The organism is Variovorax gracilis, assembly GCF_030317115.1.
In the GTDB taxonomy this organism is placed as follows: domain Bacteria; phylum Pseudomonadota; class Gammaproteobacteria; order Burkholderiales; family Burkholderiaceae_C; genus Variovorax; species Variovorax gracilis.
In genome coordinates this window covers 70811-94703 of record NZ_JASZYF010000016.1, presented here as the reverse complement: position 1 = coordinate 94703, position 23893 = coordinate 70811, and the positions used below count along the sequence as shown (strand labels likewise).

Below are 23893 nucleotides of genomic sequence, written 5' to 3'. Positions count from 1 at the left end.
TCCTTACTTTCCTTGACCGAGGTCCATGATCAGCTTGCTGGCCATGTAGAGACGGCGCGGGATCGCGCTGGTGTCCACGTACTCGGCCTTGTCGCTGTGATAGCCGAAGCCCGGCAGGCCCAGGCTTTCGATGACCGGCTTGCCCGCCAGCGCGGCGTAGGCCGCATCGGTGCCGCCGCCGGTGCGCTCGACGATGTCGAGTTCGCCGCCGGCTTCCTTGTAGTACGCCACGGCCTTGTCGACCAGCTTGCGGCCGCCCTCGCCCGCATTGAAGGCCGGACGGCCGCGCGTGATCAGCACCTTGACGTCTGCTTCGGGCAGCTTCTTCTGCTGCGCCTTGGTTTCGAGCGTCTTCATCGCGGCCTCGAAGTCTTCGTTCTTCGCGTAGCGAACGTCGGCGTTGAGCGTGGCGCCGGCCGGGATGATGTTGGACACATTGCCGGCCTTGGCCATGGTCCAGTTGAAGCGCAGGCCCTTGGCCTTGTCGTCGATGCCCATCGTGCGCAGCACCAGGTCCGAAGCCTCGACCAGCGCGTTCACGCCCAGCTCGGGTGCCGCGCCCGCATGCGAGGCCTTGCCGGTGATGTTGACCTGCACGTAGGCGATGCCCGAGGTGCCGAGCGAGAGGTCTTCCTTGCCCGCGCCGGTGGGTTCGAAGGACAGCACGTAGTCGGACTTGGCGGCCTCTTCCTGGATCAGGTCGCGCGAGCCGAAGGAGCCCTTTTCCTCGTCGGTATTGAACAGCACGGTGATGGTGCCGAAGTCCTGGAAGCCTCGCGCCTTCAGCAGCTTGAGCGTGTGCACGATGACCGCGTTGCCGCCCTTGTCGTCGGCGATGCCGGGGCCGTAGGCCTTGTCGCCCTCGACCCGGAACGGCGCCTTCGCAAGGATGCCCTTGAGGTAGACGGTGTCCATGTGCGAGAGCAGCAGCAGGTTCTTGCCGCCCTTGCCCTGGAGCTTGCCGACGATGTTGTCTCCGACCACGATGCCGGCCGACTTGCTGCGCGTGACGGTGAAGCCCAGCGACTTCAGTTCATCTTCGAGGTACTTGCCAGCCGAAGCCATGCCTTCGGCATCGCCGGTGCCGGTCTCGATGTTGACGAGGTTCTCCAGCGTCTTGATGACGGCGGGCTTCTCGGCCGTGGCGGCGGCGAACAGGGCCTGGTCGCGCACCTGGCTCCAGGCGGCGGGTGCGACGAAAGCGGTAGCGAGCAGCGCGGCCAGCGCGCTGCGATGAAAGACCGGATGCATGTGGACTGGATCTCAGGAGTGAATGGATGGAGGAGCCGTCGATTCTAGGGAGCGGCCCCCCCGGAATCGGGCTCGAATCAGGAGCGGGTCAGATCAGCTCGATCGCCACCGCGGTGCCTTCGCCACCGCCGATGCACAGCGTCGCGACCCCGCGCTTCTTGCCGCGCTGCTGCAGTGCATGGATCAGCGTGACCATGATGCGCGCACCACTGGCACCGATCGGATGGCCCAGCGCGCAAGCGCCGCCATGCACGTTGACGATGTCATGCGACACCGACAGCTCGTGCATCAGCGCCATCGGTACCACGGCGAAGGCCTCGTTCACTTCCCAGAGGTCGACGTCCTTCACGCCCCAGCCCGTCTTCTTGAAGAGCTTGGCGACCGCACCGACAGGCGCCGTCGAGAACCACTCGGGCTCCTGCGCGTGCGTGGCATGGGCAACCAGACGCGCGATCGGCTTCGCGCCGTATTTCTTCGCGGTGCTCTCGGTCATCATGACCAGCGCGGCGGCGCCGTCGTTGATGGACGAGCTCGATGCCGCGGTGATGGTGCCGCCGTCCTTCTTGAACGCCGGCTTGAGCGTCGGGATCTTGTCGAGCTTGACCTTGCCCGGGCCTTCGTCGATGTCGATGACCGTCTCGCCGCCACGGCCCTTGACGGTCACCGCGGCGATCTCGGCCTTGAAAGCGCCGGAGGTCGTCGCCGCCTTGGCGCGTTCGACGCTGGCGATGGCGAAGGCATCCTGCTGCTCGCGCGTGAACTTGTACTTGGCCGCGCAGTCCTCGCCGAAGGTGCCCATCGAGCGGCCCGGCTGGTAGGCATCTTCCAGGCCGTCGAGCATCATGTGGTCGAAGATGCGGTCATGGCCCATGCGATAGCCGCCGCGGCCCTTGAGCATCAGGTAGGGCGCGTTGGTCATGCTTTCCATGCCGCCGGCGACCATCACCTCGTGCGTGCCCGCGAGCAGCATGTCGTGCGCGAGCATCGCCGCCTTCATCGCCGAGCCGCACATCTTGCTCAACGTCACTGCCCCTGCGCTGTCGGGCAGGCCGCCCTTGTAGGCCGCCTGGCGTGCGGGCGCCTGGCCCTGGCCGGCCATCAGGCAGTTGCCGAACAGCACCTCGCCCACGCTGTCGGCCGTGATGCCCGCGCGTTCGACGGCTGCCTTGATGGCCACGCCGCCCAGATCGTGCGCCGCGAGAGAGGAAAAGTCGCCCTGGAAGCCGCCCATCGGGGTACGGGCCGCGCCGACGATCACGATCGATTCGCTCATGGAAATTGCTCCTTCAGTGGTTTGTCAGAAATACGGGGCATGTCCGTCATGACGGAAACGCTGCGCCTCGTCGTAGGGAAAAACATCCAGCATCTGCCCGGCCTGGATGCGTTGCTTGTGGCTCTGCCAGAAGGCCGCGTCGAGCAGGTCCGCGTGATGGGCCATGAAGGCCTCGCGCACCGCCGGGTTGCCGAGCAGAAAGGGTTCGAAAGTCTCGGGGAACACATCCTTCGGACCCACCGAGTACCAGACCTCGCCGCTCATTTCGTCTTCCTCGTTGCGCGGCGTAGGCACCTTGCGGAAATTGCAGTCGGTGAGGTATTCGATCTCGTCGTAGTCGTAGAACACGACCTTGCCGCCGCGCGTGACGCCGAAGTTCTTGAACAGCATGTCGCCGGGGAAAATGTTGGCCGCCACCATGTCCTTGATCGCATTGCCGTACTCCATCACCGCATGCTCCAGCTGCTTGCCCGCGCGCTTGGCGTGCTCCGGCTGCTCCATCTGGTCGAATGCCTCTTGCAGGTAGATGTTGAGCGGGATCATGCGTCGCTCGATGTAGACGTGCTTGAGCACCACCTCCATCTCCCCGTTGCCGTCGCGGTCGCCGATCTCCAGCTGGCTGGGCGCGAACTGCCTGATCTCGTCGATCAGCCCCGGCTCGAAGCGGTCCAGCGGAAAGCCGACATCGCTGTACTCCAGCGTGTCGGCCATGCGGCCCACGCGGTCGTGCTGCTTCACCAGCAGGTACTTGCCCTTGATCTGCTCGCGCGTGGTGTCCTTCTGCGGCGGAAAGAAGTCCTTGATGAGCTTGAACACGTACGGAAAGGACGGCAGGTCGAAGACCAGCATCACCATGCCCTTGATGCCGGGCGCGATGCGGAACTTGTCGGTCGAATAATTCAGGTGATAGAGGAAGTCGCGGTAGAAGAGCGTCTTGCCCTGCTTGGCCAGCCCGAGTGCGTTGTAGATCTCGGCGCGCGGCTTCTTGGGCATCAGCGAGCGCAGGAACTGCACATAGGCCGAAGGCACCTCCATGTCGACCATGAAGTAGGCGCGCGCAAAGCTGAAGAGCATCTGCAGGTCCTCTTCTCCGAACAACACCGCATCGACGTAGAACTTGCCCTCGCCGTCATGCAGGATCGGCAGCGAGAACGGCAGCTCGACGAAGCCGTTGATGATCTTGCCGACCACGTAGGCGCCCTTGTTCCGGTAGAACAGGCTGGACAGCACCTGCACCTGGAAGTTCGCGCGCAGCTTGATCTGGTGAAAGCGCCCGAGGATCGCCGCCGCCACGCGCTCGGCATCGCGGCGCCGGTTGGCGTAGCGGCCCTGCAGCGCATAGTCTTCCAGCATGCGTTCGACCGTGTCGGCCAGCGTTTCGCTCTCGGGGTAGTAGGCGCGGTAGGTCGGCTTGTCGCGCGGCTCGATGTACTCGGTGCTGATGGCAGGCCGCACGAAGATGAAATCGTTCTGGAAGTACGCGCGGTGGAGGATCTTGGTGGTCACCGAGTTGAAGAAGCTCTCGGCCAGCTCGGGCTGGTGGTGGTCGACCAGCAGGCCGATGAAGTGCAGCTTGACCTGGTGCCACACGTCCATGGGCTGTTCCCCGGCCTTGAATTCCTTCTCCAGCCGCGCCACGGCCTCGCTCACCCGCAGGTCGTAGAACTCGATGCGCTCGCGCTGCGCGCGCTGCTGCCCATGCCAGTCGGCCGTCTCGAAGCGGTGCTTGGCGCGGGCGGACTCGGCGCGAAACAGCAGGTAGTGCCGGTTGAAGCCGTCCCGCATCGCCTTGGCGATGTCGTAGGCAAGCGGCGAATCGAGACGCTGCGGGAACATGGCTCAGGCTTCAGTCGGCTTCCTTGACGGGCTCGGCAGCCGGCTGCGCCGCTTCTTCCTGCGGCTTGCTCCACTTGTAGCGGATGCGCTGCACGGCGGCGCGGTACAGGGCGTCGAGCGGCCGGGAGCCGTCGACGGTCATGCCCAGGTCCTGCAGCAGGCCGTCATGCACGCCGAAGGCCCAGCCGTGGATCGTGACCTTCTGGTCGCGGCTCCATGCGTCGCACATCACCGTGCTGACGGCCACGTTGACCACCTGTTCCGCCACGTTCAGCTCGCACAGTGCATCGGCGCGCACGTGCTCGGGCAGGGTCTTGAGCATCACGCGGTGGCGGTCGCGCACATCCTGGATGTGGCGGATCCAGTTGTCGGCGATACCGATGCGCGCCCCTTCGAGCGCGGCCTGCACGCCCGAGCAGCCATAGTGGCCGACCACCATGATGTGCTGCACCTTGAGGCGCTCGACCGCGAACTGGATCGCCGAGAGTGCGTTGAGATCGGAGTGCACCACGATGTTCGCCACGTTGCGGTGCACGAACACCTCGCCAGGCTCCAGGCCGGTGATCTGGTTGGCGGGCACACGGCTGTCGGAGCAGCCGATCCACATGTAGCGCGGCGTCTGCTGCTTCACGAGGCTGGTGAAGAAGCCGGGGCGGTCGCGTTCCATGCGTGCAGACCATGCACGGTTGTGGGCAAACAGGTCGTCGAGGGTTTCGGGGGCGTCGTTTTCCATGGTCGATATGGGTAAGGTTGAAGGGGCCGTTCCAGACGCTCAACGTGCCTTGGGTCTGGTGGCACGCGCGAGCGCGGCGCGTGCCTGCTTTTCCTGTGCGCGAATCTCCACGATGTTGGCCTGGAGTTCGACCAACTGGGCTTCGAGCTGCTCGCGGTGGCTGCCGAGCACGCCGAGGAATCGCTGCAACTGCACGGCGGTGTCCCTTGGGCTGTCGTACATGTCGAGTATCTCCTTCACCTCCGTGAGCTTCAGCCCGAGCCGCTTGGCACGCAGCGTGAGCGTGAGGCGCGTACGATCGCGCGAGGTGTAGATGCGCTGCAGGCCCGCGCGCTGGGGCGTGAGCAGGCCGACGTCCTCATAGAAGCGGATCGCCCGTGTGGTGAGATCGAACTCCTTGGCGAGTTCGCCGATGGTGAAGGTCTGCGACGGCATGTGGGTTGCGGGTGTGACAGCGCGTTTCGACCGCACTGCCTACAATCATGGCTCCTTGCCATGACGTTAACGTAAACGTCAATCGTACATGAACCTCCTCGAACGCGAACTCCAGTACCCCCTCGGCGACACTCTGCCGGCTCCCGGCGAGGCGCTCGAAGTGGCGCCCGGCGTGCGCTGGATTCGCATGGCGCTCCCCTTCGCGCTCGACCACATCAACCTCTGGCTGCTGCGCGACACGATCGACGGCGTCGAAGGCTGGACGGTGGTCGACTGCTGCATTTCGCACGACGCATCGCGCGCACAGTGGGAACAGATCTTCGAGACCCAGCTGCAGGGCCTGCCGATCCTGCGCGTGATCGTGACGCACATGCACCCCGACCACATCGGCCTGGCCGACTGGCTGTGCCGGCGCTGGAACGCGCCGCTGTGGATCAGCGCCACCGACTACCACGTGGCCCGGGTGCTCACCTCTGCCGGCGACACGCTCGCCGGCGGCGACGCGGCGGCGGACTTCTTCGCCTCGCACGGCCTCACCGACCCCGAAGCGGTCGCAAAGATCCGTGCGCGGAGCAACTACTACGTCAACATGGTCCCGTCCGTGCCGGCCAGCTTTGTGCGCATGCTCGACGGCGACCGCATCGCCATCGGCGGCCGCGAGTGGCGCTGCATCAGCGGCTACGGCCACGCGCCCGAACACATCGCGCTCTACTGTGAAGAGCTCAACGCCCTGCTCGGCGGCGACATGATGCTGCCGCGCATCTCCACCAACGTGAGCGTGCATGCCGGGGAGCCGGAAGCCGACTCGCTGCGGCTCTTCCTCGACAGCATCGAGCGCTTCAAGTCGCTGCCAGCCGACACGCTGGGCCTGCCTTCGCACGGCAAGCCCTTCAAGGGCATCCACCGCCGCGTCGAACAACTGCAGGAACACCACCGCGACCGCCTGGCCGAACTGCTGGAGGCCTGCGTCGCCAGGCCGCACAGCGCGGCGGAGGGCCTGCCCATCCTGTTCAAGCGCCAACTCGACCTGCACCAGATGACCTTCGCCATGGGCGAGACCGTGGCTCACCTGCACCTGCTGTGGTTCTCCGGCCAGTTGCAGCGCCGGCTGGGCACGGACGGCATCTACCGCTTCGGCGCCTTCGCATGAGCGCATTGGGCCGGCTGCGAGCGGGCCAGTTGGCCGGGTCGCAACGGCTCGATCTGTCCTGCGGCCTCACGGAGTTTCCGCGCGAGATCTTCGATCTGGCGGACACGCTGGAGGTGCTCAACCTGTCGGGCAATGCGCTGAACGCCCTGCCCGACGACCTCCCCCGGCTGCATCGGCTGCGTGTGCTGTTCTGTTCCGACAACCAGTTCGCCGAGCTGCCCGAGGTGGTCGGCCAATGCCGGCAGCTCGACATGGTCGGCTTCAAGGCCAATCGCATTCGCAGTGTTCCGGCCGCATCGCTGCCGCCGTCCCTGCGCTGGCTGATCCTCACGGACAACCGGATCGAAGCCTTGCCCTCGACGATCGGCCGATGCGCCCGCCTGCAGAAGCTGATGCTGGCCGGCAACCGCCTGCGTGCGCTGCCGGAAGAGATGGCCGCCTGCCGCGCGCTGGAGTTGCTTCGCATTTCGGCCAACGAACTCGACGCGCTGCCCGGGTGGCTGTTGTCCCTGCCGCGTCTCTCATGGCTGGCTTTCGCCGGCAACCCCTTCGACGAGAAGCCGGAAGACGCGGCGCTCTTTGCGCGACCCACTGCGGCCATCGACTGGAGCCGCCTCTCGCTGAAGCACACGCTGGGTGAAGGCGCCTCCGGCGTCATCCACCAGGCGGAGTGGCGGCTTGCCGATGGTGGCATCCGCCCGGTGGCGGTCAAGCTGTTCAAGGGCGCGGTCACCAGCGACGGCTGGCCGCACAGCGAAATGGCGGCCTGCATTGCGGCCGGCGCGCATCCCCACCTGATCGCCGTCCTAGGCCGGGTCGAAAACCATCCCGAACGCACGCCGGGCCTGGTGCTGGAACTGGTGGACGCGAGCTTTCGCAATCTCGCAGGGCCGCCGAGCCTGGAAACCTGCACGCGCGATGTCCATGGAGCCGACGCGCACTGGTCGCTGGATACCGCTTTCCGCATGGCACACGGCATCGCCTCGGCCACGTCCCAGTTGCACGCGCGCGGCATCCTGCACGGCGACCTCTATGCGCACAACATCCTCTGGAACGGCCAAGGCGACTGCCTGCTGGGCGACTTCGGCGCCGCCTCGTTCCTGCCGGCGGACGACAACGCGCGGTCACAGGCATTGCAGCGCGTCGAGGCCCGCGCATTCGGGTGCCTTCTCGAAGAGTTGCTGGCCCATTGCGATCCGGTCGGCGAAGCCGATGAAGCCGGGCGGAAGCTGCTGACGGGCCTCCGGTCGCGCTGCCTGGACCCGGACTCTTCTTCGCGCCCCGCGTTCGCGGAAATCGCTTCCCTCCTGAACGCCTGACGCCATGCGCACTCTGCCGCTTCCCCTGCGCGATGGCGTCGGTCCGAGCTGCGTCGCCCTGCCGACCGGCGACTGGCCCACGGTCCTCGAATTTCTGGTGCAGCGCTTCGCCGCCATCCCCCGGTCGACGTGGGAGGCCCGTATCGAGGCAGGCGATGTGGTCGACGAGCACGGGGTGCCCGTCACGCCGACCCGGCGCTTCGAGCCGAGGCTGCGCGTCTACTACTACCGTGCGCTCGAATCGGAGCCGCGCATTCCGTTCGATGAAGTCGTCCTGCATCGGGACGAGCACCTGCTGGCGGTGGACAAGCCCCACTTCCTGCCCGTCACGCCCGTGGGCAAGTACGTGCAGGAAAGCCTGCTCGTGCGGCTGAAGCGCAAGCTGGGTCTGCAGGATCTCGCGCCCGTGCACCGCATCGACCGCGAAACGGCGGGCATCGTGCTGTTCTCGGTGCAGCCTGCCACGCGGGGCGCCTACAGCGCGCTGTTCGCGGATCGCGAGATCAGCAAGCACTACGAGGCGATCGTGCGATGGCCCGGCGACCACCCGCTGCCGCCCGTTCACCGCAGCCGGCTCGAACCCGACGACCACTTCATGCGCATGAGGGAAGTGCCCGGCGAGCCCAATTCGGAGACGCGTTTCAAGCTGCTGGCGCAACGCGACGGATGGGCGCACCTGGATCTGTCGCCCGTCACCGGCAGAAGGCACCAGTTGCGAGTGCACTGCGCCGCTCTGGGCATGCCGATCCTCAACGACGCCATCTATCCCGAGCTTCGCCCCGAAGGCAGCGACGACTTCGACCGGCCGCTGCAGTTGCTGGCCAAGGAGATCGCCTTCCGCGATCCGGTCGATGGCGGCGCACGGCGCTTCACGAGCCCCAGGTCGCTCGCGCTCCCGCCTTGAGCCTGCAGGCCAGGCTGCATTTGCCGGCTCTGCTGGCACCCATGTGACGCAGCTCGGGGGCAAGGCGCACTAAGCTCGCGCCGAACACTTCCAGGAGACAGATCACATGGACACCACCCAACTCTTCTCGCTCAAGGGCCGCACCGCGCTCATCACCGGCGGCTCGCGTGGCATCGGCCGCATGATCGCCGAGGGCTTCCTCGCGCAGGGCGCCCGCGTCTACATCTCGGCGCGCAAGGCCGCCGCCTGCGACCAGACCGCCAAGGAACTCTCGGCCTTCGGCCATTGCGTCTCGCTGCCGGCCGACGTGTCGACGATCGAAGGCGCGCAAGCCCTTGTGGCCGCCTACGCCAAGCACGAGGGCTCGCTCGACATCCTGGTCAACAACGCCGGCGCGGCATGGGGCGCGCCCTACGATGAGTTCCCCGAAAGCGGATGGGACAAGGTGGTCGACCTCAACCTCAAGACGCCGTTCTTCCTGACCCAGGCGCTGACGCCGATGCTCAAGAAGGCCGCCACCGATCACCTCGCGAAGGTCATCAACATCGCGTCGATCGACGGCATCTCGGTCAACCCGCAGGAAACCTATTCGTACGCGGCGAGCAAGGCGGGCCTGATCCAGCTCACGCGCCGCATGGCGCTGCGCCTTGCGCAGGACCGCATCGCGGTCAGCGCGATCGCGCCGGGCGCCTTCGCATCCGACATGAACCGGGTGGCGCGCGACCACGGGGACGAGATCAAGGGAAACATCCCGGCGGGACGCATCGGCGAGCCCGAGGACATGGCCGGCGCCGCGATCTATCTCGCTTCGCGCGCGGGCGACTACGTGGTGGGCTCGACGCTCATCGTGGACGGCGGCGTCACGCACGCGCGCTGAGGGCGCGAGGGCGTTGCCTGACTGGCGGTATGCTGCGTACGCTTGTCTCGCCCTTCCCATCCCGCGGCCATGCCCAATGCCTTCGACTTCTCGGCCTCGCCCTTCGACTGCCTGGATGAAGCCGAGCGGAAGATAGTCCGGGACAGCGTCGACGTCGCCTACTTTCGCGAGGGCGAGGCGATCCTGGAGCCGGGGGTCGAGCCCTCGCACCTGTTCATCGTCATCAAGGGCCACGTCTCGCAGTTCGAAGCCGGCGAGGCGGTGGCAGGCTATGGCCCCAACGATTGCTTCGATGGCCGCTCGCTGATGGCCGGCCGCGCCAGCGGCCGCTTCGTTGCCGCCGAAGAGGTGGTGGCCTACCTGCTGGTCAAGGCCGCCGTCCTCGACCTGATCTCCCGCAACGCGACCTTCGGCTCGCTGCTGTTCGCCGACCTGTCGAACAAGCTGGACACACTGGCGCAGCGCCACGAGCAGCGCGAGATGCATGCGCTGACGATGTCGCGCGTCGAGGAAGCCTTCCTGCGGCCGGCGCACGTCGTCGAAGGGGGCGCCGACATCGTGAGCGTCGCGCGGCTGATGCATGCCGAGCATTCCAGCAGCGTGCTGGTCCGCGACGGCGAGCGGCTCGGCATCTTCACGAACACCGGCCTGCAACGCGCGGTGGTCGACGGCCAGCCACTGGGCCAACGGCCGGTGCGCGATCTCGCGACCTTCCCGATGGTGAGCATCGCCCCGGACGCACCGCTGTTCGACGCGCTCGCCTTGATGATCCGGCACCAGGTGCACCGGCTGGTCGTGGCGGATGGGCCGCGCGTCGTCGGGCTGCTGGAGCAGCTCGACCTGCTGAGCTTCCTGTCGAACCATTCGTACCTGATCACGGTGCGGATCGTGCGCGCGCAGAGCCTCGACGAGCTGCGCGCCGAGGCCGGGAAGATCACGGGCTTCATCGCGTTGCTGTACCGAGGCGGGACGCGCGTCGGGCAAATCGGCAGGCTGGTGCAGGCGCTGAACGCCAAGCTGTTCGAGCGTGCCTGGCAACTGGTCGCGCCGCCCGAATTGCTGGCCGACAGTTGCCTGTTCGTCATGGGCAGCGAAGGACGCGGCGAGCAATTGCTCAAGACCGACCAGGACAACGGGCTGATCCTGCGGGACGACACGCCGGTCGGCGATGCCGTCGTGGAATCGGCATGCCGGCAATTCTCGGCGGCGCTGCGCGACTTCGGCTACCCCGACTGCCCCGGCCGGATCATGGTCAGCAACCCGGCATGGCGGCACCGCGCGAGCGACTTCCGCACCCTGGTCCGGCGCTGGCTGCTCCTGCCCGATGCCGAAGGACTGATGGCGCTGGCCACCTTCATCGACGCCCACGCCGTTGCCGGAGACGCTTCGCTGCTCGGCGACGTGCGCGCCGAGATCGATCGCCTGGTGGTCGCCAATGACGCGCTGCTCGGGCAGTTTGCGGCGGCCGTCGATCTTTTCCCCGACGCGCCCGGCGGATGGTGGAGCCGGCTGCTGCTTCTCGGCGAGCACGAGCGGCAGTCGCTCGACCTGAAGCGAGCGGGCATCTTCCCGATCGTGCACGGCGTGAGAAGCCTCGCGCTGCGCGATCACGTGCAGGCCACGGGCACGACGGCGCGCCTCGACGCACTGGTGGCCAGCGGCCGGTTGCCGGCGGAACTCGCCAACGATCTGGCCGACAGTCTTCACTTCCTGATGGGGCTCAAGCTGAAGGCCGGCCTGGCTGAATGGGATGCCGGGCATGCGGTCAGCGGCAGCGTGCAGGTCGAACGCCTGAGCAGCCTGGAACGCGATCTGCTCAAGGATGCGCTCGCCGTGGTCAAGCGCTTCAAGGCGCTGGTGCGATATCAATTCCACCTGGGGGGCGTATGAGGCCGCGTTGGGCGGATGCATTGCGCCGCCAGTGGCTGCTCTACCACTTGGCCGACCCGCACTTTGCATTCATGTACGACGCGCCGCCGGATGGCGAATGGGTGGCGGTCGACTGCGAGACCACCGGCCTGGACGTGCGCAACGATCGCATCATCTCGATCGCCGCGGTGCGCATCGTCGGCAACCGGCTGCTGACCAGCCAGCGCCTGGAGTTGCTGGTGCGGCCCGAGCGGGCGATGACGGCCGAGAACGTGCGCGTGCATCGGCTGCGCGAACAGGATGTCGCGCTGGGCATCGATGCCGCGCAGGCGATGCGCCGCCTGATGGAGTTCATCGGCAGCCGTCCGCTTGTGGGCTACTACCTGGAGTTCGACGTAGCCATGCTCAATCGCGAGATCTGGCCCTTGCTCGGCCTGCGATTGCCGCAGCCGAAGATCGAGGTGTCGGCCATGTACTACGACTACAGGAACCGACGGCTCCCGGCGCACCTGCGCGGCGGCACCATCGACCTTCGCTTCGCGACGATGATGGATGACCTGGGGCTGCCGCTTCGCGCCGCGCACGATGCGCTGGACGATGCGGTCATGGCCGGCCTGGCCTTCGTGAAGCTGCGAAGCCTTTTGTAGGCGCGATGACGTGATCGGCGATGGCGCCTGCCGGACTGATCCATGGACTCGATGGGGCCGAACTGAGCGCGCGGCGGCGGCGGCAGGCCGGATTGGCGCCTCAGTACTGGAGCTTCGGATACCAATCGGCGCCGCGCCCACCCGGCGTCAGGTCCAGGATGGACCAGAGCGAGGCGATATCGGGGGCGCCGCGCGGGTCCTGCCCAGGGTCTGCCATATCGCCCGTCATCTCGCCGGCCCAGAACAGGCGGGCCTTGTCGCCGTCGCGCTTGAACACGACCAGCGCCGGGTATTCGCTCCCGTCGGGCTGCAACACGCCGATGTCCCTTGCATAGTCGTCGCCGACGGTCTGGACGAAGTTCAGGTCGCGCCAGCCACGCTCCTGCGCGAAGGCGTACTGCCGCTCCACAGGCGAGCGCCCCAGCACCTTGAGCGCCACGCGCTGCTTGATGTCGGCGGCATTGCCGTTCAATGCGCCGAGCAGGTTGGTGCACATCGGGCACGGCCGTTCACGCTGCGGCCCGTACATCCAGAAGTAGGTGACCAGCGTGTCCTTGTCGCCGAACAGATCGAGCAACCCGACCTCGAAGGCCTGCTCGTCCTTGAAGCGGTACTTCTTCTCGATCACCGGGCCGGCCGGCAGCGCCAGGCGCTGCTCGACCATTCGAGTCATGTGGCGACGAAACTCGATCTCTTCCGCCAGCAGGGCCTGCCTGGCGGCATCGTATTCAGCCGACGAACCTGGGAATGGCCTCTTCGCCTTCTTCGCCAGCTCCGCGGCGGGGGTCAGCGCTTGTTGCATGCCTTTGCTCCTTGTTTGCGCCTAGAGTATGGAAAACAACGACGGTTTTCCAAGGAGACATTCATGAGGATTCTGCGTCAGACGTTCGCTACATGGCTGCTTCTGTGCTGCGCCGCGCTCACTGCGTGGGCGGCCGACACGCCACCGGCCAAGGAAGGCGACTGGATCGCAAGGGACTTCCGCTTCCACACCGGCGAAGTCCTGCCTGAAGTGCGGCTGCACTACACCACGCTGGGTTCGCCGTCGAATCCGGCAGTGCTGGTGTTGCACGGCACGGCCGGCTCGGGGACCGGCATGCTGTCGCCGGCATTCGGCGACGAACTCTTCGGTCCGGGGCAGCCGCTCGACGCCGGCAAGTACTTCGTCATCCTTCCCGACGCCCTGGGCCACGGCAAGTCGTCCAAGCCGTCCGACGGCCTGCGGGCGAAGTTCCCGCTCTACAACTACGACGACATGGTGCAGGGCCAGTTCCGGCTCCTCACCGAGGGGCTCGGCGTGAAGCACCTGCGCCTCGTCATCGGCAATTCGATGGGTGGCATGCAGACGTGGATCTGGGGCGTCCAGCACCCCGAGTTCATGGACGCACTGGTGCCGATGGCCTCACAGCCCACCGAGATGTCGAGCCGCAACTGGATGATGCGGCGGATCGTCATCGATTCGATCCGCAACGATCCGGCGTGGAACAACGGCAACTACACGACGCAGCCCCAGGCCGTTCGCGCGGCCAACGCCTATTTCGGCATGGTCTCCAACGGAGGGTCGCAGGCGTACCAGAAGATGGCACCCACCCGCGCGGCAGCGGACAAGCTGCTGGATGCACGGCTCGCCGCGCCCTTCACGGCCGACGCCAACGACTTCCTCTACCAATGGGATTCATCGCGCGACTACAACCCCGCGCCGCAACTGGAGCGCATTCGTGCGCCCTTGCTCGCCATCAACTCGGCGGACGACGAACGCAATCCGCCCGAGCTGGGCATCATGGAGCGCGAGCTCAAGCGGCTGAAGAACGCGAAGTTCCATCTGATCCCGGCCAGCGAAGACACGCGCGGCCACGGCACGACCGGGAACGCGAAATTCTGGAAGGCGCAGATGAAGCAATGGCTCGATGCGGCGCCGGCCCAATAAGAATACAAAACACTTACATTTGCACGCCGATGAAGGCCGCTCGGGACGGGCCTTCCGCGCGCAAACTCATGGCCCCTTCACTCCAAGGAGAAGCGCCATGGGCACCCCCACCGAGATCGCCAGGCAAGGCTATGCAGCATTCGGCAAGCGCGACATTCCGGCGCTGCTGGAGCTCCTTGCGGATGACGTGGAATGGAAGTTCCTCGCCACTCCCGACACCGGCACGCCCTACGGCGGGAGCTGCAAGGGCAAGCAGCAGGTGGCCGAGTGGTTCGGCAAGCTGGCCCAGGCCGATGAGATCCTGGAGTTCGAGCCGCGCGAGTTCCTCGAAGGGCCCGATCACGTGACAGTCCTCGGCCGCGTCAAGGGCCGGGCGCTGCCGGATGGCAAGGTGCATGAGTCGGAATGGGTCCAGGTGTTCACCTTGAAGGACGGCACGAAGATCAGCCGCTGGGTCGGGACGGGCGATACCGCCTCCCGGCTCCATGCGAGGTAGACAATGGCTGGATGAACAAACGTCACTTCCTGGGCACGGCGACGCTCGCCGGACTGTGGCCCGCAGTCGATGCACTGGCGGCCGACCCGGCCCGCAAGGGTCCGGGCCTGCTCACCGTGAGCGGAGCGATCGGCAAGTCGAACCGGGGCGCGGTCGACCCGGCGCTCGACCAATTGCTGGTGAAGCATGGCGTCAAGTTCGACAAGGCCTACGTGTTCGACTCGGACGCCCTGCAGCGCCTGGCCTCCGTTCGCATCAAGGCCACGCTCGAATACGACGCCAAGATGCATGGGCTGGCGGGCCCGCTGCTGACCAGCGTGCTGGAGGCGGCAGGTGTGCCGACGACCAGCGAAGTGACGATCGCCCTTCGCGCCGTGGATGGCTACGTCGTGCCGCTGAGCATGGCGAACGCGCGTGCATATCGCATGATCGTGGCGACCGAGATCGACGGCACGCCGCTCGCGCTCGGCGGGCTCGGTCCGCAGTGGGCGATCTACGAGGCCGACACGCTCGCCGCCTTCAAGGACAAGCCGCTCAAGGAGCGATTCGCGCTGTGCCCTTGGGGGCTGTACAGCATCGAAGTCTCGCGCGGTTGATCGCTTCGCCCTGAAGACCATGGACAAGCCGACCGGCCTCAGGAAAGGCCTCACCAGCTACGGCGACCAGGGCTTCTCCCTGTTCCTTCGCAAGGCCTTCATCAAGGGCGCGGGCTACACAGACTCCGCGCTCGACCGCCCCGTGGTGGGCATCGCCAACACCGGCAGTGCCTACAACCCTTGCCACGGCAACGCGCCCCAGCTCATCGAGGCGGTGAAGCGGGGCGTGATGCTCGCGGGCGGCTTGCCGATGGAGTTTCCGACCATCTCCATCCACGAGAGCTTTGCCGCGCCGACCAGCATGTACCTGCGCAACCTCATGTCGATGGACACCGAGGAAATGCTGCGCGCGCAGCCGATGGACGCGGTGGTGCTCATCGGCGGCTGCGACAAGACCGTGCCCGCGCAGCTCATGGGCGCGGCCTCGGCAGGCATGCCCGCCGTCCAGCTCATCACCGGATCGATGCTGACCGGCAGCCACCGCAGCGAGCGCGTCGGCGCCTGCACCGACTGCCGCCGCTACTGGGGCAAGTTCCGCGCGAGCGAGATCGACGAGGACGAAGTCGCGGACGTGAACAATCAGCTCGTCGCCAGCGTCGGCACGTGTTCGGTGATGGGCACTGCCAGCACCATGGCGTGCATCGCCGAGGCGCTGGGCATGACGATGCCGGGCGGCGCATCGCCACCGGCCGTCACGGCCGACCGCATTCGCATCGCCGAGCAGACCGGGACGCAGGCCGTGCAGATGGCGCGCGACGGATTGACCATCGACAAGGTGCTCACTCCCGCCGCCTTCGAGAACGCGATGCGCGTGCTGCTTGCGATCGGCGGGTCGACCAACGGCATCGTGCACCTGACCGCCATCGCGGGACGCATGGGGCTGGAGATCGATCTGGCCGCACTCGACCGCATGGGCCGCGAGACACCGGTGCTGCTGGACCTGAAGCCATCGGGGCAGCACTACATGGAAGACTTTCATCATGCGGGTGGCATGGCAACGCTGCTGCGCGAACTCAAGCCGCTGCTGCGGCTCGACGCGATGACGGTGACCGGCCGCACGCTGGGCGAAGAGATCGAGGGTCACGGCGCCGGCTTCAATCAGGACGTCGTGCGGCCCATCACCGCCCCCATCTATCCGCAAGGCGGCATCGCCGTGCTGCGCGGCAACCTGGCCCCGGGCGGCGCCATCATCAAGCAGTCGGCCGCGGACCCGCGACTGATGGAGCACGAGGGCCGCGCCGTCGTGTTCGAGAACACCGAGGACCTGCTGACCCGCATCGACAGCGACGACCTGGACGTCACCGCCCAGGACGTGCTGGTGCTGAAGAACATCGGCCCCAAGGGCGCGCCAGGCATGCCCGAGGCGGGGTACATCCCCATTCCTCGCAAGCTGGCGCGTGCGGGGGTGAAGGACATCGTGCGCATCTCGGATGGGCGCATGAGCGGGACAGCGTTCGGCACCATCGTCCTGCACGTGACGCCCGAGTCGGCCATTGGCGGTCCGCTCGCGCATGTGCGAAACGGCGACCGCATTCGCTTGAGCGTGCGGGACCGCGAGATTGCGCTGCTGGTGTCCGATGCGGAATTGGCGCGCAGGGCGCAAGAGTCGCCTGTCACCGTGCCGAGCGCTGCCCGCGGGTATCGGAAGCTGTTTCTCGAGACCGTGACGCAGGCGGACCAAGGCGTGGACTTTGACTTCCTGCGGGCGGAAACGATGGTTGGGAAGGTGCCGGAACAGCCGTGACGACGAGCGGAACCTTGCGCGCGAAGGCCCCGGCGCAGGTCTCGAGTGGGACATTCCGACAAGCCCTGCCCTCCTAGAATCGCCGTCCTCTCTACCCATGGGGAACCGACTGTGACCGCACCCTTTACAACCGTTCCTGCCTTGTGCGGGCCACTGCGCCAGCCCCGGCAGATGCTGGCGGACCAGCGCTACGACGGCCACAAATCGATCCACGACGATGCCATGGCGGAAGGCCTCGGACTGCGGGCCGGCCCGATCGAGGGGCCCACGCATTTCAGCCAGTTCGATCCCCTGCTGTATCACGTGTTCGGCAAGGCCTGGTTCGAGACCGGCTGCATCAGTGCGCACTACCAGAACATGGTGGTGGAAGGCGAGGAAGTCCGGGCCTTCGTCCAGCCGGATCCGGCCCAGACCCATTTCGTGCGCATTCATGCGGAAAAGCGCGACGGCACGCCGGTGCTGACCGGCACGGCCTCCGTCGGCAACGCCGCCGGCCTGCCGCACGAACTGCCACTGCGCATCGCCAAGCTGCGGCCACCGACGGGGCTGGTGATCAATCGCGACCTCAAGGTCGGGCAGCGAGGTGCGGTGGTGGAGAAGGTCCGCATGGGCTTCGACACCCACATGGGCGACCACTATCCGTTCACGCTGGCCGACAAGCTGAAGGTCATCACCGAGCCGAGCCCGTGGTACACGCGGGAATCGGGCGCGCAGTCCCCTTGGGGGCGGCCGATCATCCCGACCGAGATGATCAGCGTGCTGTTGGGCTCGACCTCCGCGCAATCTGGCCTGAGCGGGCGCAAGCCGGCGGTCGGGCTCTTCGCCGGCCAGGAGATCCGCCTCATCAACGGGCCGCTCTTCGTCGACAAGGACTACGAGCTCGAGCGCGAGATCATCGCACTCAGCGAAAGCGCGCGCACCGAATCGGTCTGGGTCCGGACCCGCGTCTTCGACGCGGCGTCGCGCGAGCTGATGGCCGAGATGATCCTCAACGGCGCGGTGATGAAGGCGTCCTACCCCGACTACGAGAGCGAAGCGCGCGCGCTGGCCGGGCTCAAGGACTGAACGGACCCGCCCCGACGTCGAACAGGAACGACTGGGACCGAAGCCTTCTCTTGTCGAACCCGGCCTCCCAGGGAAAGCGCTCCTTCCCATCGGGCCAGACGATCTGCACGTAGTCATACCTGCCGCGCGCAAGCTGGGCAGGGACCAGCAGCTCGACGCGCCCGGCATCCGCGAACCGGGGCATCAAGGGAATCTGCGCGGCGCCGAGGATCATGACGCCTTCGTGCACCGGCTCGCCTTCCTTCACGCGCTGCACGATGACGTCGAGCACGCCCATGGCCTGCGCCGGTGCGATGCCGAACATGATCAGGTCCGGATGCTTGAAGGTCTTCTGCAACCCGACCGTGTACACATAGGTCACGGCCGCGTTCCGGGTGCCGACGCCTGCCATGGCCCAGCCTTCCCGCGCGACGCGGCGCCTGAGAGTCGCGACGACTTCGGGTTGGATGAACATCGATCCCGCCCTTTCGCCGCGACTCAGCGCGCAGGGGCGCTCGCCGGCATCGACGCCGACAACGAGACCGGCCAGGCGTCCCGCTCATGGATGACGTGCCAGAGACGCTCGTCCACGCCTTCGAAGGCCTTGGCGTAGCGCGTCGATTCGCGAGGCTCCCGCGTCGCGTCGCGGATGACGATGCCGCGGATCTGCCCGGGGTGCGCGCGCGCGATCTCGCCGTAGATTTCCGGATCTGCTTCGCCGGAGTCCCCCACGAGCAGGAAGCCGCGTTGCGGAAAGTCGGCCAGCAGGCGTTCGATGACCGCCAGCTTGTGCGTGCGCGACTCGCCTTCCGACGGGATCAGCGTGCGCCAGGTCGTGCTCTCGCGCAGGTGCACGCTGCCGGCGGGAAACCCGCTGCTCGCCAGGAAATCCGCCAGCGGCGGATAAAGCTGGATCGGGCTCGACGAGAGGTAGTGAAAGCGCGTGTCGGGGCCGGCCGCGAGCGCGCGGTAGTGCGATGCCATGCCCTCGACCGGCGTGAACCGGCGGACAAAAGTGTTGAGCAGCATCTCGCGCTGGTTGCGTACGTCGGTGTGCTTGATGGTGTCGTCGATGTCCGAGATCACGGACAGCCCCTGCGCCGGCACGAGCCGCGCCTCCCCCCGGAAGCGGCGCGGGTCGGTCAGCGCCGTGTAGGCGCGGAAGCGGACGACCTGCTCCGGTCCGCGCGCCACGCCGGCATCGAGCAGCAGCCTGTCGTCGCTGCGCCCGCTCCTTGCCGTCGGCGGCAAGGCTACGCGCCCGTTGACGCCCTCGATCACCAGCTCGATCACGTTGTCTTCTTCCGATTCGGTTCGAAACAACGCGGCGCGCCGGTTGAAGCGCGCACGCTCGACCGGCGAAAGCTGCTTGAGATCGAGATCCAGGTAGCGCGCCAGCACGCGATGCGCCACGAGCAGCGGTTCCTTCTCGTGAAGCCAGGCATGCACATCGACCTCGATCGCTCCCGAGTCGGTGGTGCGTGCAATGCCGGGCACGAACATGACCTCTTCGTCGGCGTCGAGCGGCGCCGCCTGCAGCGTCGAAACCAGCACGCCCATGCACAGGACGCCGAGCGCGTGGCTCCGCAGGTCTTTCATGGCCGATCGCTTCCTCTCCAACCGGTTCCCGTCCGGGTTCGTCGACAGATGCATGCAGGCCATGCTACCGGCCCGGCCCGCCCAGCAGGAATGCCACTGCGCTGCGCCACCACGCATCGTCGACATACCGGATCCAGTCGTTGTGGTCGGCGGCCCGCACCACCTCGAGCCGCTTGGGACCGGGCAGCGCTTCATACAGCGCCGTGCCGAAGCGCGCGGGAACGATGCGGTCGCGCTCGGCCACGGCCACCAGAACCGGGCGCCCGATCGACGCGAGATTCGCCGAGCTGTCGTAGCGATCCTTCAGCACCCAGGTGACCGGCAGCCACGGATAGTGGAAGGCCGCGACGTTTTCGAGCTTGTCCCACGGCGTGATGAGCATCAGTGCCGCGATCTGCTCGCGCTGCCGCACGCCCGCCGCGGCAGCCACGCCGGCGCCGAGGGACTCGCCGATGAGCAGCAACGGCGGGCCGTGCAGCCGATGGGCCAGCGAGATGGTCTGCGCGGCATCCTCGACCAAGCTGCGCTCGCCCAGCGCTCCATCGCGCGGGCCATACGCCGGGTATTCGGCCAGGATCACGCGCAAGCCGAGACGGGTGAGCACCGTGGCGTAGTAGTCGCGGTGCCCGGCGTGGCCCGCGTTGCCGTGGAACACGAGCGCAGTGCCGCGCGCCGGGCTGGACGGCTCCGCCACCAGGCCGCGGAACTCGCCCTCTTTCGGCCAGGCGACGAGGCCCGCGGACACCATGTCGGCGGCTTGTGCCCGGGCGGGGTGATAGAGAAGACTGTCCTGGAACATGGCGGGCGCTGCCAGCGCGATGGCGCAGGCGGTGACGAGCCAAAGCATGACGGCAGCAGGTTTCATCCAAACCCGTTACGAAAGTTCGGTGGCAAGCCATCCTTTGGCGAAGTCGATGCGCTGTCAACCCTGCAAGGCGTCAGGGACGCGCCATGGCAGCCACCCCGTACAGGACCAGCGCCGCGACGACGACCGCAGCGAAACCGATGTGGATCGCAAGCAAGGTGGCCAGCACCGCCGCGGTGACCGAGGCGCAGCCGTTGATGCCCCAGGCCCACGGAATGAGGCGCGCGTCGGCCGCCTCCACCCGGGTCAGGCCCAGCGGAAAAGGCATGCCCATGAAGAAGGCCAGCGGGGCGATGAGCGCCGCCGCGATCAGGATGCGCACCGCATCGGGCAGGCCCATCGCATGCTGGAAGAGCCAGGGCAGCAGGAACAGGCACAACACCGCCGACACGGCAATGGCGCCCACCACCGCCGCCACCGGGCAACCCTTCAGCCGGCCGGACACGCGGCTGCCGATGCCGGCGAAGAGCAGGAACGCGAACAGCACCACGGCAATTGCATAGAGCGGATGGCTCAGGAACAGCACGAACTTCTGGATGAACGCGATCTCGATGAACATGAAGCCGAAGCCGATCGCGAGGAAATATGCCAGCACGCGCCCGCGCGATACCGCCGCTGGTGCGACTCCTGACGCACCCCCGTTCTGCCGCGCGCCGGACCGCGCGACCCATGCCAGCGGCAGCCCGATCAGCAACAGGCTCGCGACCGCCGCCTGCACCAGCGTGGCCACCAGCACCGGATAACCCCATTCGAGCAGCGGCAGGCCACCCTGCTCCTTCAGCGACAGGAGTTCCGGCAACGAGCGCCACTTGAAGAAGTGGAAGAAATGCGGCTTGTCGTCGGTGGCCGGCTCGACGTGGAACTTGTAGCGCGCCATGAATTCGTCGCGCCCCGGACCGAGCAAGGCTTGCGCGCCATCGAACAGGTCAGGGCCCTCGACCACGTTGAAGCGGTTCGCCTCCTCCCGCCGCATGCCGGGGTAGAAAGCCACGTCGAAGGATCGCTCGACGCAGAAGCGCCGGATCGCGGCGATCTCTTCGCCGGTGAGCGCGCCGTGCTTGACAAGCAGGGTGCTGGTCTTCCAGCTGCGAATCAACGCCAGCCGCGATGCGGGATCGCCGACGCCCGATCGCTCCAGCGCCACCACGGCGGCGGCGAAGAGCTTGAGCGCATCGCGCGGCGGCAGCGTGACCCAGCGCGTGACCGCCAGCAGCCCGCCGGGCTGCAGGTGGCGCAGGTCGTCCTGCAAGGCCTCGACCGTGTAGAGGTAGTTCTCGGCGAGCGCGTACAGGCCGGCCGAGGAAGCACTGAATGAATCGAGCAACGCCACCTGGATGAGGTCGTAGCGCTCCCGGCTGGCCGCGATGAAGCCGCGCGCCTCGGCCACGTGCACGCTCGCCATCGACCCGTAGACGTCTCCCGCCGCGTCCGCGAAGGGGCCTCGCACCAATTCGACGACCTGGGGGTTCAGTTCCACCGCATCGATGCGGCGAGCGCCGTGGTAGTGCGCCTGCAGCACGTCCGCCCCTGCGCCGGCGCCCAGCACCAGCACGTGCGGCTGGCGCAGCAGGTGATAGGGCAGCGCCGAGCTGATCTGGTCCAGATGGGCCAGGCTGGCGCGCCGCCCGTCGAAGCGGGTCAACGCGTTGAGTCCCTCGCCGTCGGTGAAGACACCCCACTGCGGCGGCGGCTCGGTCGACGCAGTCAGGCTCAGGCCGGGCGCATGGCGCAGCGGAATGCGGGGGCTCTCGACCACGCTGACGAGGCCCAGCGGACTCGATCGCTGCGCCACCACCCGCGCGCCGGGAATGCGCAAGGTCTGCGACAGCTCCTTGTAGGGGGACATCACGGGCGCCATCCAGGCCGGGGGCAGCAGCAAGGGCGCGCCGGCCAGCGCCGCCAGCGCGAACGCCGGCCAGCGCCGATGCCCACCGCACTCCAGCCACGCGACCGCCGCCGCGACGCAGCCCAGCGCGCCGATCAGCAGCAATGCATCGGACGGCGAGAGCACGAACAGCAGCGCCACGATGCCGAGGCTTCCCGCCCCCGCGCCGAGGATGTCGACGCTGTAGATGCGCGACACCTGCCCGCGAAAGCGCGACAGGGCCATGCACACGCAGGCCCCTGCACACAGGAAGGGAACCAGCAGCAGCAGGTAGACGGACAGCAGGTAGGCCGGCTGGCGCGGGTCCCAGAGGATCTCCAGCGGATTGAAAGGCACGCGCTGCGCCAGCAGGAAGCAGCCGATCGCACTGAGGCCGAACCCCGCGGCCGCCGCGCAGAACAGCGGAGCGAAATGCTGTTGCGCCGCGCGCTGCACCAGCGTCAGAAGCGCGCCGCTGGCGCCCCAGCCGAGCAGCGCGAGGCTGATGATCATGTAGGCGAAGTGGTGCCACAGGATCACCGAGAACAGCCGCATCAGCAGGATCTCGTAGGCCAGCGCCGCGGCCGAGATCAGGGCCACGGCGATCAGCGGCGCGGCGGCCATCGGCACTCCGGGCTCAGCGCCGGCCGGTCAGCGGAACGAAGGCCACCGGCAGGATCTGCCGTGTCGACACCGTTCCGTCCGCATTCTTCTCGATGAGCATCAATTGCTGGACCATGAACGCCGCGCCCACCGGAATCACCATCCGGCCGCCGGGCTTGAGCTGGCGGATGAGCGGCGGCGGGATGTGGCTCGCCGCCGCGGTCACGAGGATGGCGTCATAAGGCGCGTGCTCCTCCCAGCCGTGGTAGCCGTCGCCCAGGCGCACCTGCACGTTGCCGTAGCCCTGCTGCTGAAGGCGCTGCGTGGCCTGCAGTCCCAGCGGCTCGATGATCTCGATGGTGTAGACCGCGCGGGTGAGCCGCGCCATCACGGCGGCCTGATAGCCCGAGCCGGTTCCCACCTCCAGCACCTTGTGGCCCGGCTCCGCTTTCGCCAGGTCGGTCATCAACGCGACGATATAGGGCTGCGAGATGGTCTGCCCGTGGCCGATCGGCACCGGCCGGTTGGCGTACGCGACATCGACCTGGTCGGCGGGCACGAACTCGTGACGCGGCACCGCGCTCATGACCGTCATCACGCGCGCGTCGAAAGCGGGCCTCCCGGTCTCGTCGCTGGTCTGCCGTGCGAGCGTGGCGATCTGCTCCATCATCCGCCGCCGCTCGGAAGCGAAGTCCGGCGTGGACGCGGCATGGGCGCCCGCCGTCGCCAGGAGAAGCCACGCAGCCGTCGCACGAACCATGGATGGGACCATCGTGCGGCGATCATGGACGCGCACGAAACCGCGGTCCAGTGCGCGCCGCAAGGCCATGGTCGGGAAGAGGACGAACCGGCCTGAAGGGC

Annotated in this window: 22 protein-coding genes; 11 read left to right on the top strand and 11 right to left on the bottom strand. The window is 67.2% G+C overall.

Annotated features, from left to right (window positions below; all coding sequences use genetic code 11):
- Window positions 1–3: 3 nt before the first annotated feature.
- From QTH97_RS24925 to QTH97_RS24905, 5 genes are all read right to left on the bottom strand, one after another.
- Entirely contained in the window at window positions 4–1251 is a 1248-nt protein-coding gene (locus QTH97_RS24925) for a glutamate carboxypeptidase (RefSeq protein WP_286571176.1), read from the bottom strand.
- 88 nt (window positions 1252–1339) lie between these two features.
- The gene (locus QTH97_RS24920) at window positions 1340–2524 is read right to left on the bottom strand and encodes an acetyl-CoA C-acyltransferase (RefSeq protein WP_286571175.1); all 1185 of its coding nucleotides are present in this window, start codon (window positions 2522–2524) and stop codon (window positions 1340–1342) included.
- Window positions 2525–2548: 24 nt separating this feature from the next.
- The gene (gene aceK / locus QTH97_RS24915) at window positions 2549–4360 is read right to left on the bottom strand and encodes a bifunctional isocitrate dehydrogenase kinase/phosphatase (protein ID WP_286571174.1); all 1812 of its coding nucleotides are present in this window, start codon (window positions 4358–4360) and stop codon (window positions 2549–2551) included.
- Between the two features lie 10 nt (window positions 4361–4370).
- Window positions 4371–5093 carry a carbonate dehydratase gene (gene can, locus QTH97_RS24910; RefSeq protein WP_286571173.1) on the bottom strand — a complete coding sequence of 241 codons (723 nt, stop codon included), beginning with the start codon at window positions 5091–5093 and terminating at the stop codon, window positions 4371–4373.
- Window positions 5094–5132: 39 nt separating this feature from the next.
- Window positions 5133–5528 carry a MerR family transcriptional regulator gene (locus QTH97_RS24905; protein ID WP_286571172.1) on the bottom strand — a complete coding sequence of 132 codons (396 nt, stop codon included), beginning with the start codon at window positions 5526–5528 and terminating at the stop codon, window positions 5133–5135.
- Window positions 5529–5616: 88 nt separating this feature from the next.
- Between QTH97_RS24905 and QTH97_RS24900 the strand changes: the two genes are divergently transcribed.
- The 6 genes from QTH97_RS24900 (at window position 5617) to QTH97_RS24875 (ending at window position 12294) form a co-directional block, all read left to right on the top strand.
- Window positions 5617–6678 carry an MBL fold metallo-hydrolase gene (locus QTH97_RS24900; RefSeq protein ID WP_286571171.1) on the top strand — a complete coding sequence of 354 codons (1062 nt, stop codon included), beginning with the start codon at window positions 5617–5619 and terminating at the stop codon, window positions 6676–6678.
- Entirely contained in the window at window positions 6675–7997 is a 1323-nt protein-coding gene (locus tag QTH97_RS24895) for a leucine-rich repeat-containing protein kinase family protein (protein WP_286571170.1), read from the top strand. The genes QTH97_RS24900 and QTH97_RS24895 overlap by 4 nt, the downstream gene beginning before the upstream one ends.
- 4 nt (window positions 7998–8001) lie before the next feature.
- A complete protein-coding gene (locus QTH97_RS24890; RefSeq protein WP_286571169.1) occupies window positions 8002–8901 on the top strand; it encodes a pseudouridine synthase in 900 nt (299 codons plus the stop codon).
- A gap of 106 nt (window positions 8902–9007) precedes the next feature.
- Entirely contained in the window at window positions 9008–9778 is a 771-nt protein-coding gene (locus QTH97_RS24885) for an SDR family oxidoreductase (RefSeq protein WP_286571168.1), read from the top strand.
- 69 nt (window positions 9779–9847) lie between these two features.
- A complete protein-coding gene (locus QTH97_RS24880) occupies window positions 9848–11668 on the top strand; it encodes a putative nucleotidyltransferase substrate binding domain-containing protein (protein ID WP_286571203.1) in 1821 nt (606 codons plus the stop codon).
- Entirely contained in the window at window positions 11665–12294 is a 630-nt protein-coding gene (locus QTH97_RS24875) for a 3'-5' exonuclease (protein WP_286571167.1), read from the top strand. Before QTH97_RS24880 ends, QTH97_RS24875 begins: the two co-directional genes overlap by 4 nt.
- A gap of 100 nt (window positions 12295–12394) precedes the next feature.
- Here the strand turns inward: QTH97_RS24875 and QTH97_RS24870 are convergent, their stop codons facing one another.
- Complete coding sequence (locus QTH97_RS24870) at window positions 12395–13096, bottom strand: DUF899 family protein (RefSeq protein ID WP_286571166.1); 702 nt, start codon at window positions 13094–13096, stop codon at window positions 12395–12397.
- A 63-nt stretch (window positions 13097–13159) separates the two neighbouring features.
- On the opposite strand from QTH97_RS24870, the gene QTH97_RS24865 reads away from it, so the two are divergent.
- The 5 genes from QTH97_RS24865 (at window position 13160) to QTH97_RS24845 (ending at window position 18122) form a co-directional block, all read left to right on the top strand.
- Window positions 13160–14221 (top strand): alpha/beta fold hydrolase, encoded by a 1062-nt coding sequence (locus tag QTH97_RS24865; protein WP_286571165.1) that lies wholly within the window; start codon window positions 13160–13162, stop codon window positions 14219–14221.
- Between the two features lie 97 nt (window positions 14222–14318).
- A complete protein-coding gene (locus QTH97_RS24860) occupies window positions 14319–14717 on the top strand; it encodes a nuclear transport factor 2 family protein (RefSeq protein WP_286571164.1) in 399 nt (132 codons plus the stop codon).
- Window positions 14718–14728: 11 nt separating this feature from the next.
- Window positions 14729–15313, top strand: a complete 585-nt coding sequence (locus QTH97_RS24855) for a putative pterin-binding protein (protein WP_286571163.1) — start codon at window positions 14729–14731, stop codon at window positions 15311–15313.
- 19 nt (window positions 15314–15332) lie between these two features.
- Window positions 15333–17057, top strand: coding sequence for an IlvD/Edd family dehydratase (locus QTH97_RS24850; RefSeq protein WP_286571162.1), 1725 nt, complete (start codon window positions 15333–15335; stop codon window positions 17055–17057).
- A gap of 111 nt (window positions 17058–17168) precedes the next feature.
- A complete protein-coding gene (locus QTH97_RS24845) occupies window positions 17169–18122 on the top strand; it encodes a hypothetical protein (protein ID WP_286571161.1) in 954 nt (317 codons plus the stop codon).
- On the opposite strand, the gene QTH97_RS24840 is transcribed toward QTH97_RS24845, so the two are convergent.
- The 5 genes from QTH97_RS24840 to QTH97_RS24820 form a co-directional block, all read right to left on the bottom strand.
- Complete coding sequence (locus QTH97_RS24840; protein ID WP_286571160.1) at window positions 18112–18576, bottom strand: DUF4262 domain-containing protein; 465 nt, start codon at window positions 18574–18576, stop codon at window positions 18112–18114. The two genes, QTH97_RS24845 and QTH97_RS24840, sit on opposite strands and share 11 nt — an antisense overlap.
- A 23-nt stretch (window positions 18577–18599) precedes the next feature.
- Complete coding sequence (locus tag QTH97_RS24835; RefSeq protein WP_286571159.1) at window positions 18600–19700, bottom strand: phosphatidate phosphatase App1 family protein; 1101 nt, start codon at window positions 19698–19700, stop codon at window positions 18600–18602.
- 64 nt (window positions 19701–19764) lie between these two features.
- Window positions 19765–20565, bottom strand: coding sequence for an alpha/beta hydrolase (locus QTH97_RS24830; RefSeq protein WP_444813469.1), 801 nt, complete (start codon window positions 20563–20565; stop codon window positions 19765–19767).
- Between the two features lie 73 nt (window positions 20566–20638).
- Window positions 20639–23053 (bottom strand): spermine/spermidine synthase domain-containing protein, encoded by a 2415-nt coding sequence (locus tag QTH97_RS24825; RefSeq protein ID WP_286571157.1) that lies wholly within the window; start codon window positions 23051–23053, stop codon window positions 20639–20641.
- A gap of 13 nt (window positions 23054–23066) precedes the next feature.
- Window positions 23067–23804 carry a protein-L-isoaspartate(D-aspartate) O-methyltransferase gene (locus tag QTH97_RS24820; protein WP_286571156.1) on the bottom strand — a complete coding sequence of 246 codons (738 nt, stop codon included), beginning with the start codon at window positions 23802–23804 and terminating at the stop codon, window positions 23067–23069.
- Window positions 23805–23893: the final 89 nt, after the last annotated feature.

Coding starts and splice junctions, on each gene's coding strand:
- QTH97_RS24925 (WP_286571176.1), bottom strand. CDS start 1,251: ATGCATCCGGTCTTTCATCGCAGCGCGCTGGCCGCGCTGCTCGCTACC.
- QTH97_RS24920 (WP_286571175.1), bottom strand. CDS start 2,524: ATGAGCGAATCGATCGTGATCGTCGGCGCGGCCCGTACCCCGATGGGC.
- aceK (WP_286571174.1), bottom strand. CDS start 4,360: ATGTTCCCGCAGCGTCTCGATTCGCCGCTTGCCTACGACATCGCCAAG.
- can (WP_286571173.1), bottom strand. CDS start 5,093: ATGGAAAACGACGCCCCCGAAACCCTCGACGACCTGTTTGCCCACAAC.
- QTH97_RS24905 (WP_286571172.1), bottom strand. CDS start 5,528: ATGCCGTCGCAGACCTTCACCATCGGCGAACTCGCCAAGGAGTTCGAT.
- QTH97_RS24900 (WP_286571171.1), top strand. CDS start 5,617: ATGAACCTCCTCGAACGCGAACTCCAGTACCCCCTCGGCGACACTCTG.
- QTH97_RS24895 (WP_286571170.1), top strand. CDS start 6,675: ATGAGCGCATTGGGCCGGCTGCGAGCGGGCCAGTTGGCCGGGTCGCAA.
- QTH97_RS24890 (WP_286571169.1), top strand. CDS start 8,002: ATGCGCACTCTGCCGCTTCCCCTGCGCGATGGCGTCGGTCCGAGCTGC.
- QTH97_RS24885 (WP_286571168.1), top strand. CDS start 9,008: ATGGACACCACCCAACTCTTCTCGCTCAAGGGCCGCACCGCGCTCATC.
- QTH97_RS24880 (WP_286571203.1), top strand. CDS start 9,848: ATGCCCAATGCCTTCGACTTCTCGGCCTCGCCCTTCGACTGCCTGGAT.
- QTH97_RS24875 (WP_286571167.1), top strand. CDS start 11,665: ATGAGGCCGCGTTGGGCGGATGCATTGCGCCGCCAGTGGCTGCTCTAC.
- QTH97_RS24870 (WP_286571166.1), bottom strand. CDS start 13,096: ATGCAACAAGCGCTGACCCCCGCCGCGGAGCTGGCGAAGAAGGCGAAG.
- QTH97_RS24865 (WP_286571165.1), top strand. CDS start 13,160: ATGAGGATTCTGCGTCAGACGTTCGCTACATGGCTGCTTCTGTGCTGC.
- QTH97_RS24860 (WP_286571164.1), top strand. CDS start 14,319: ATGGGCACCCCCACCGAGATCGCCAGGCAAGGCTATGCAGCATTCGGC.
- QTH97_RS24855 (WP_286571163.1), top strand. CDS start 14,729: ATGAACAAACGTCACTTCCTGGGCACGGCGACGCTCGCCGGACTGTGG.
- QTH97_RS24850 (WP_286571162.1), top strand. CDS start 15,333: ATGGACAAGCCGACCGGCCTCAGGAAAGGCCTCACCAGCTACGGCGAC.
- QTH97_RS24840 (WP_286571160.1), bottom strand. CDS start 18,576: ATGTTCATCCAACCCGAAGTCGTCGCGACTCTCAGGCGCCGCGTCGCG.
- QTH97_RS24835 (WP_286571159.1), bottom strand. CDS start 19,700: ATGAAAGACCTGCGGAGCCACGCGCTCGGCGTCCTGTGCATGGGCGTG.
- QTH97_RS24830 (WP_444813469.1), bottom strand. CDS start 20,565: ATGAAACCTGCTGCCGTCATGCTTTGGCTCGTCACCGCCTGCGCCATC.
- QTH97_RS24825 (WP_286571157.1), bottom strand. CDS start 23,053: ATGGCCGCCGCGCCGCTGATCGCCGTGGCCCTGATCTCGGCCGCGGCG.
- QTH97_RS24820 (WP_286571156.1), bottom strand. CDS start 23,804: ATGGTCCCATCCATGGTTCGTGCGACGGCTGCGTGGCTTCTCCTGGCG.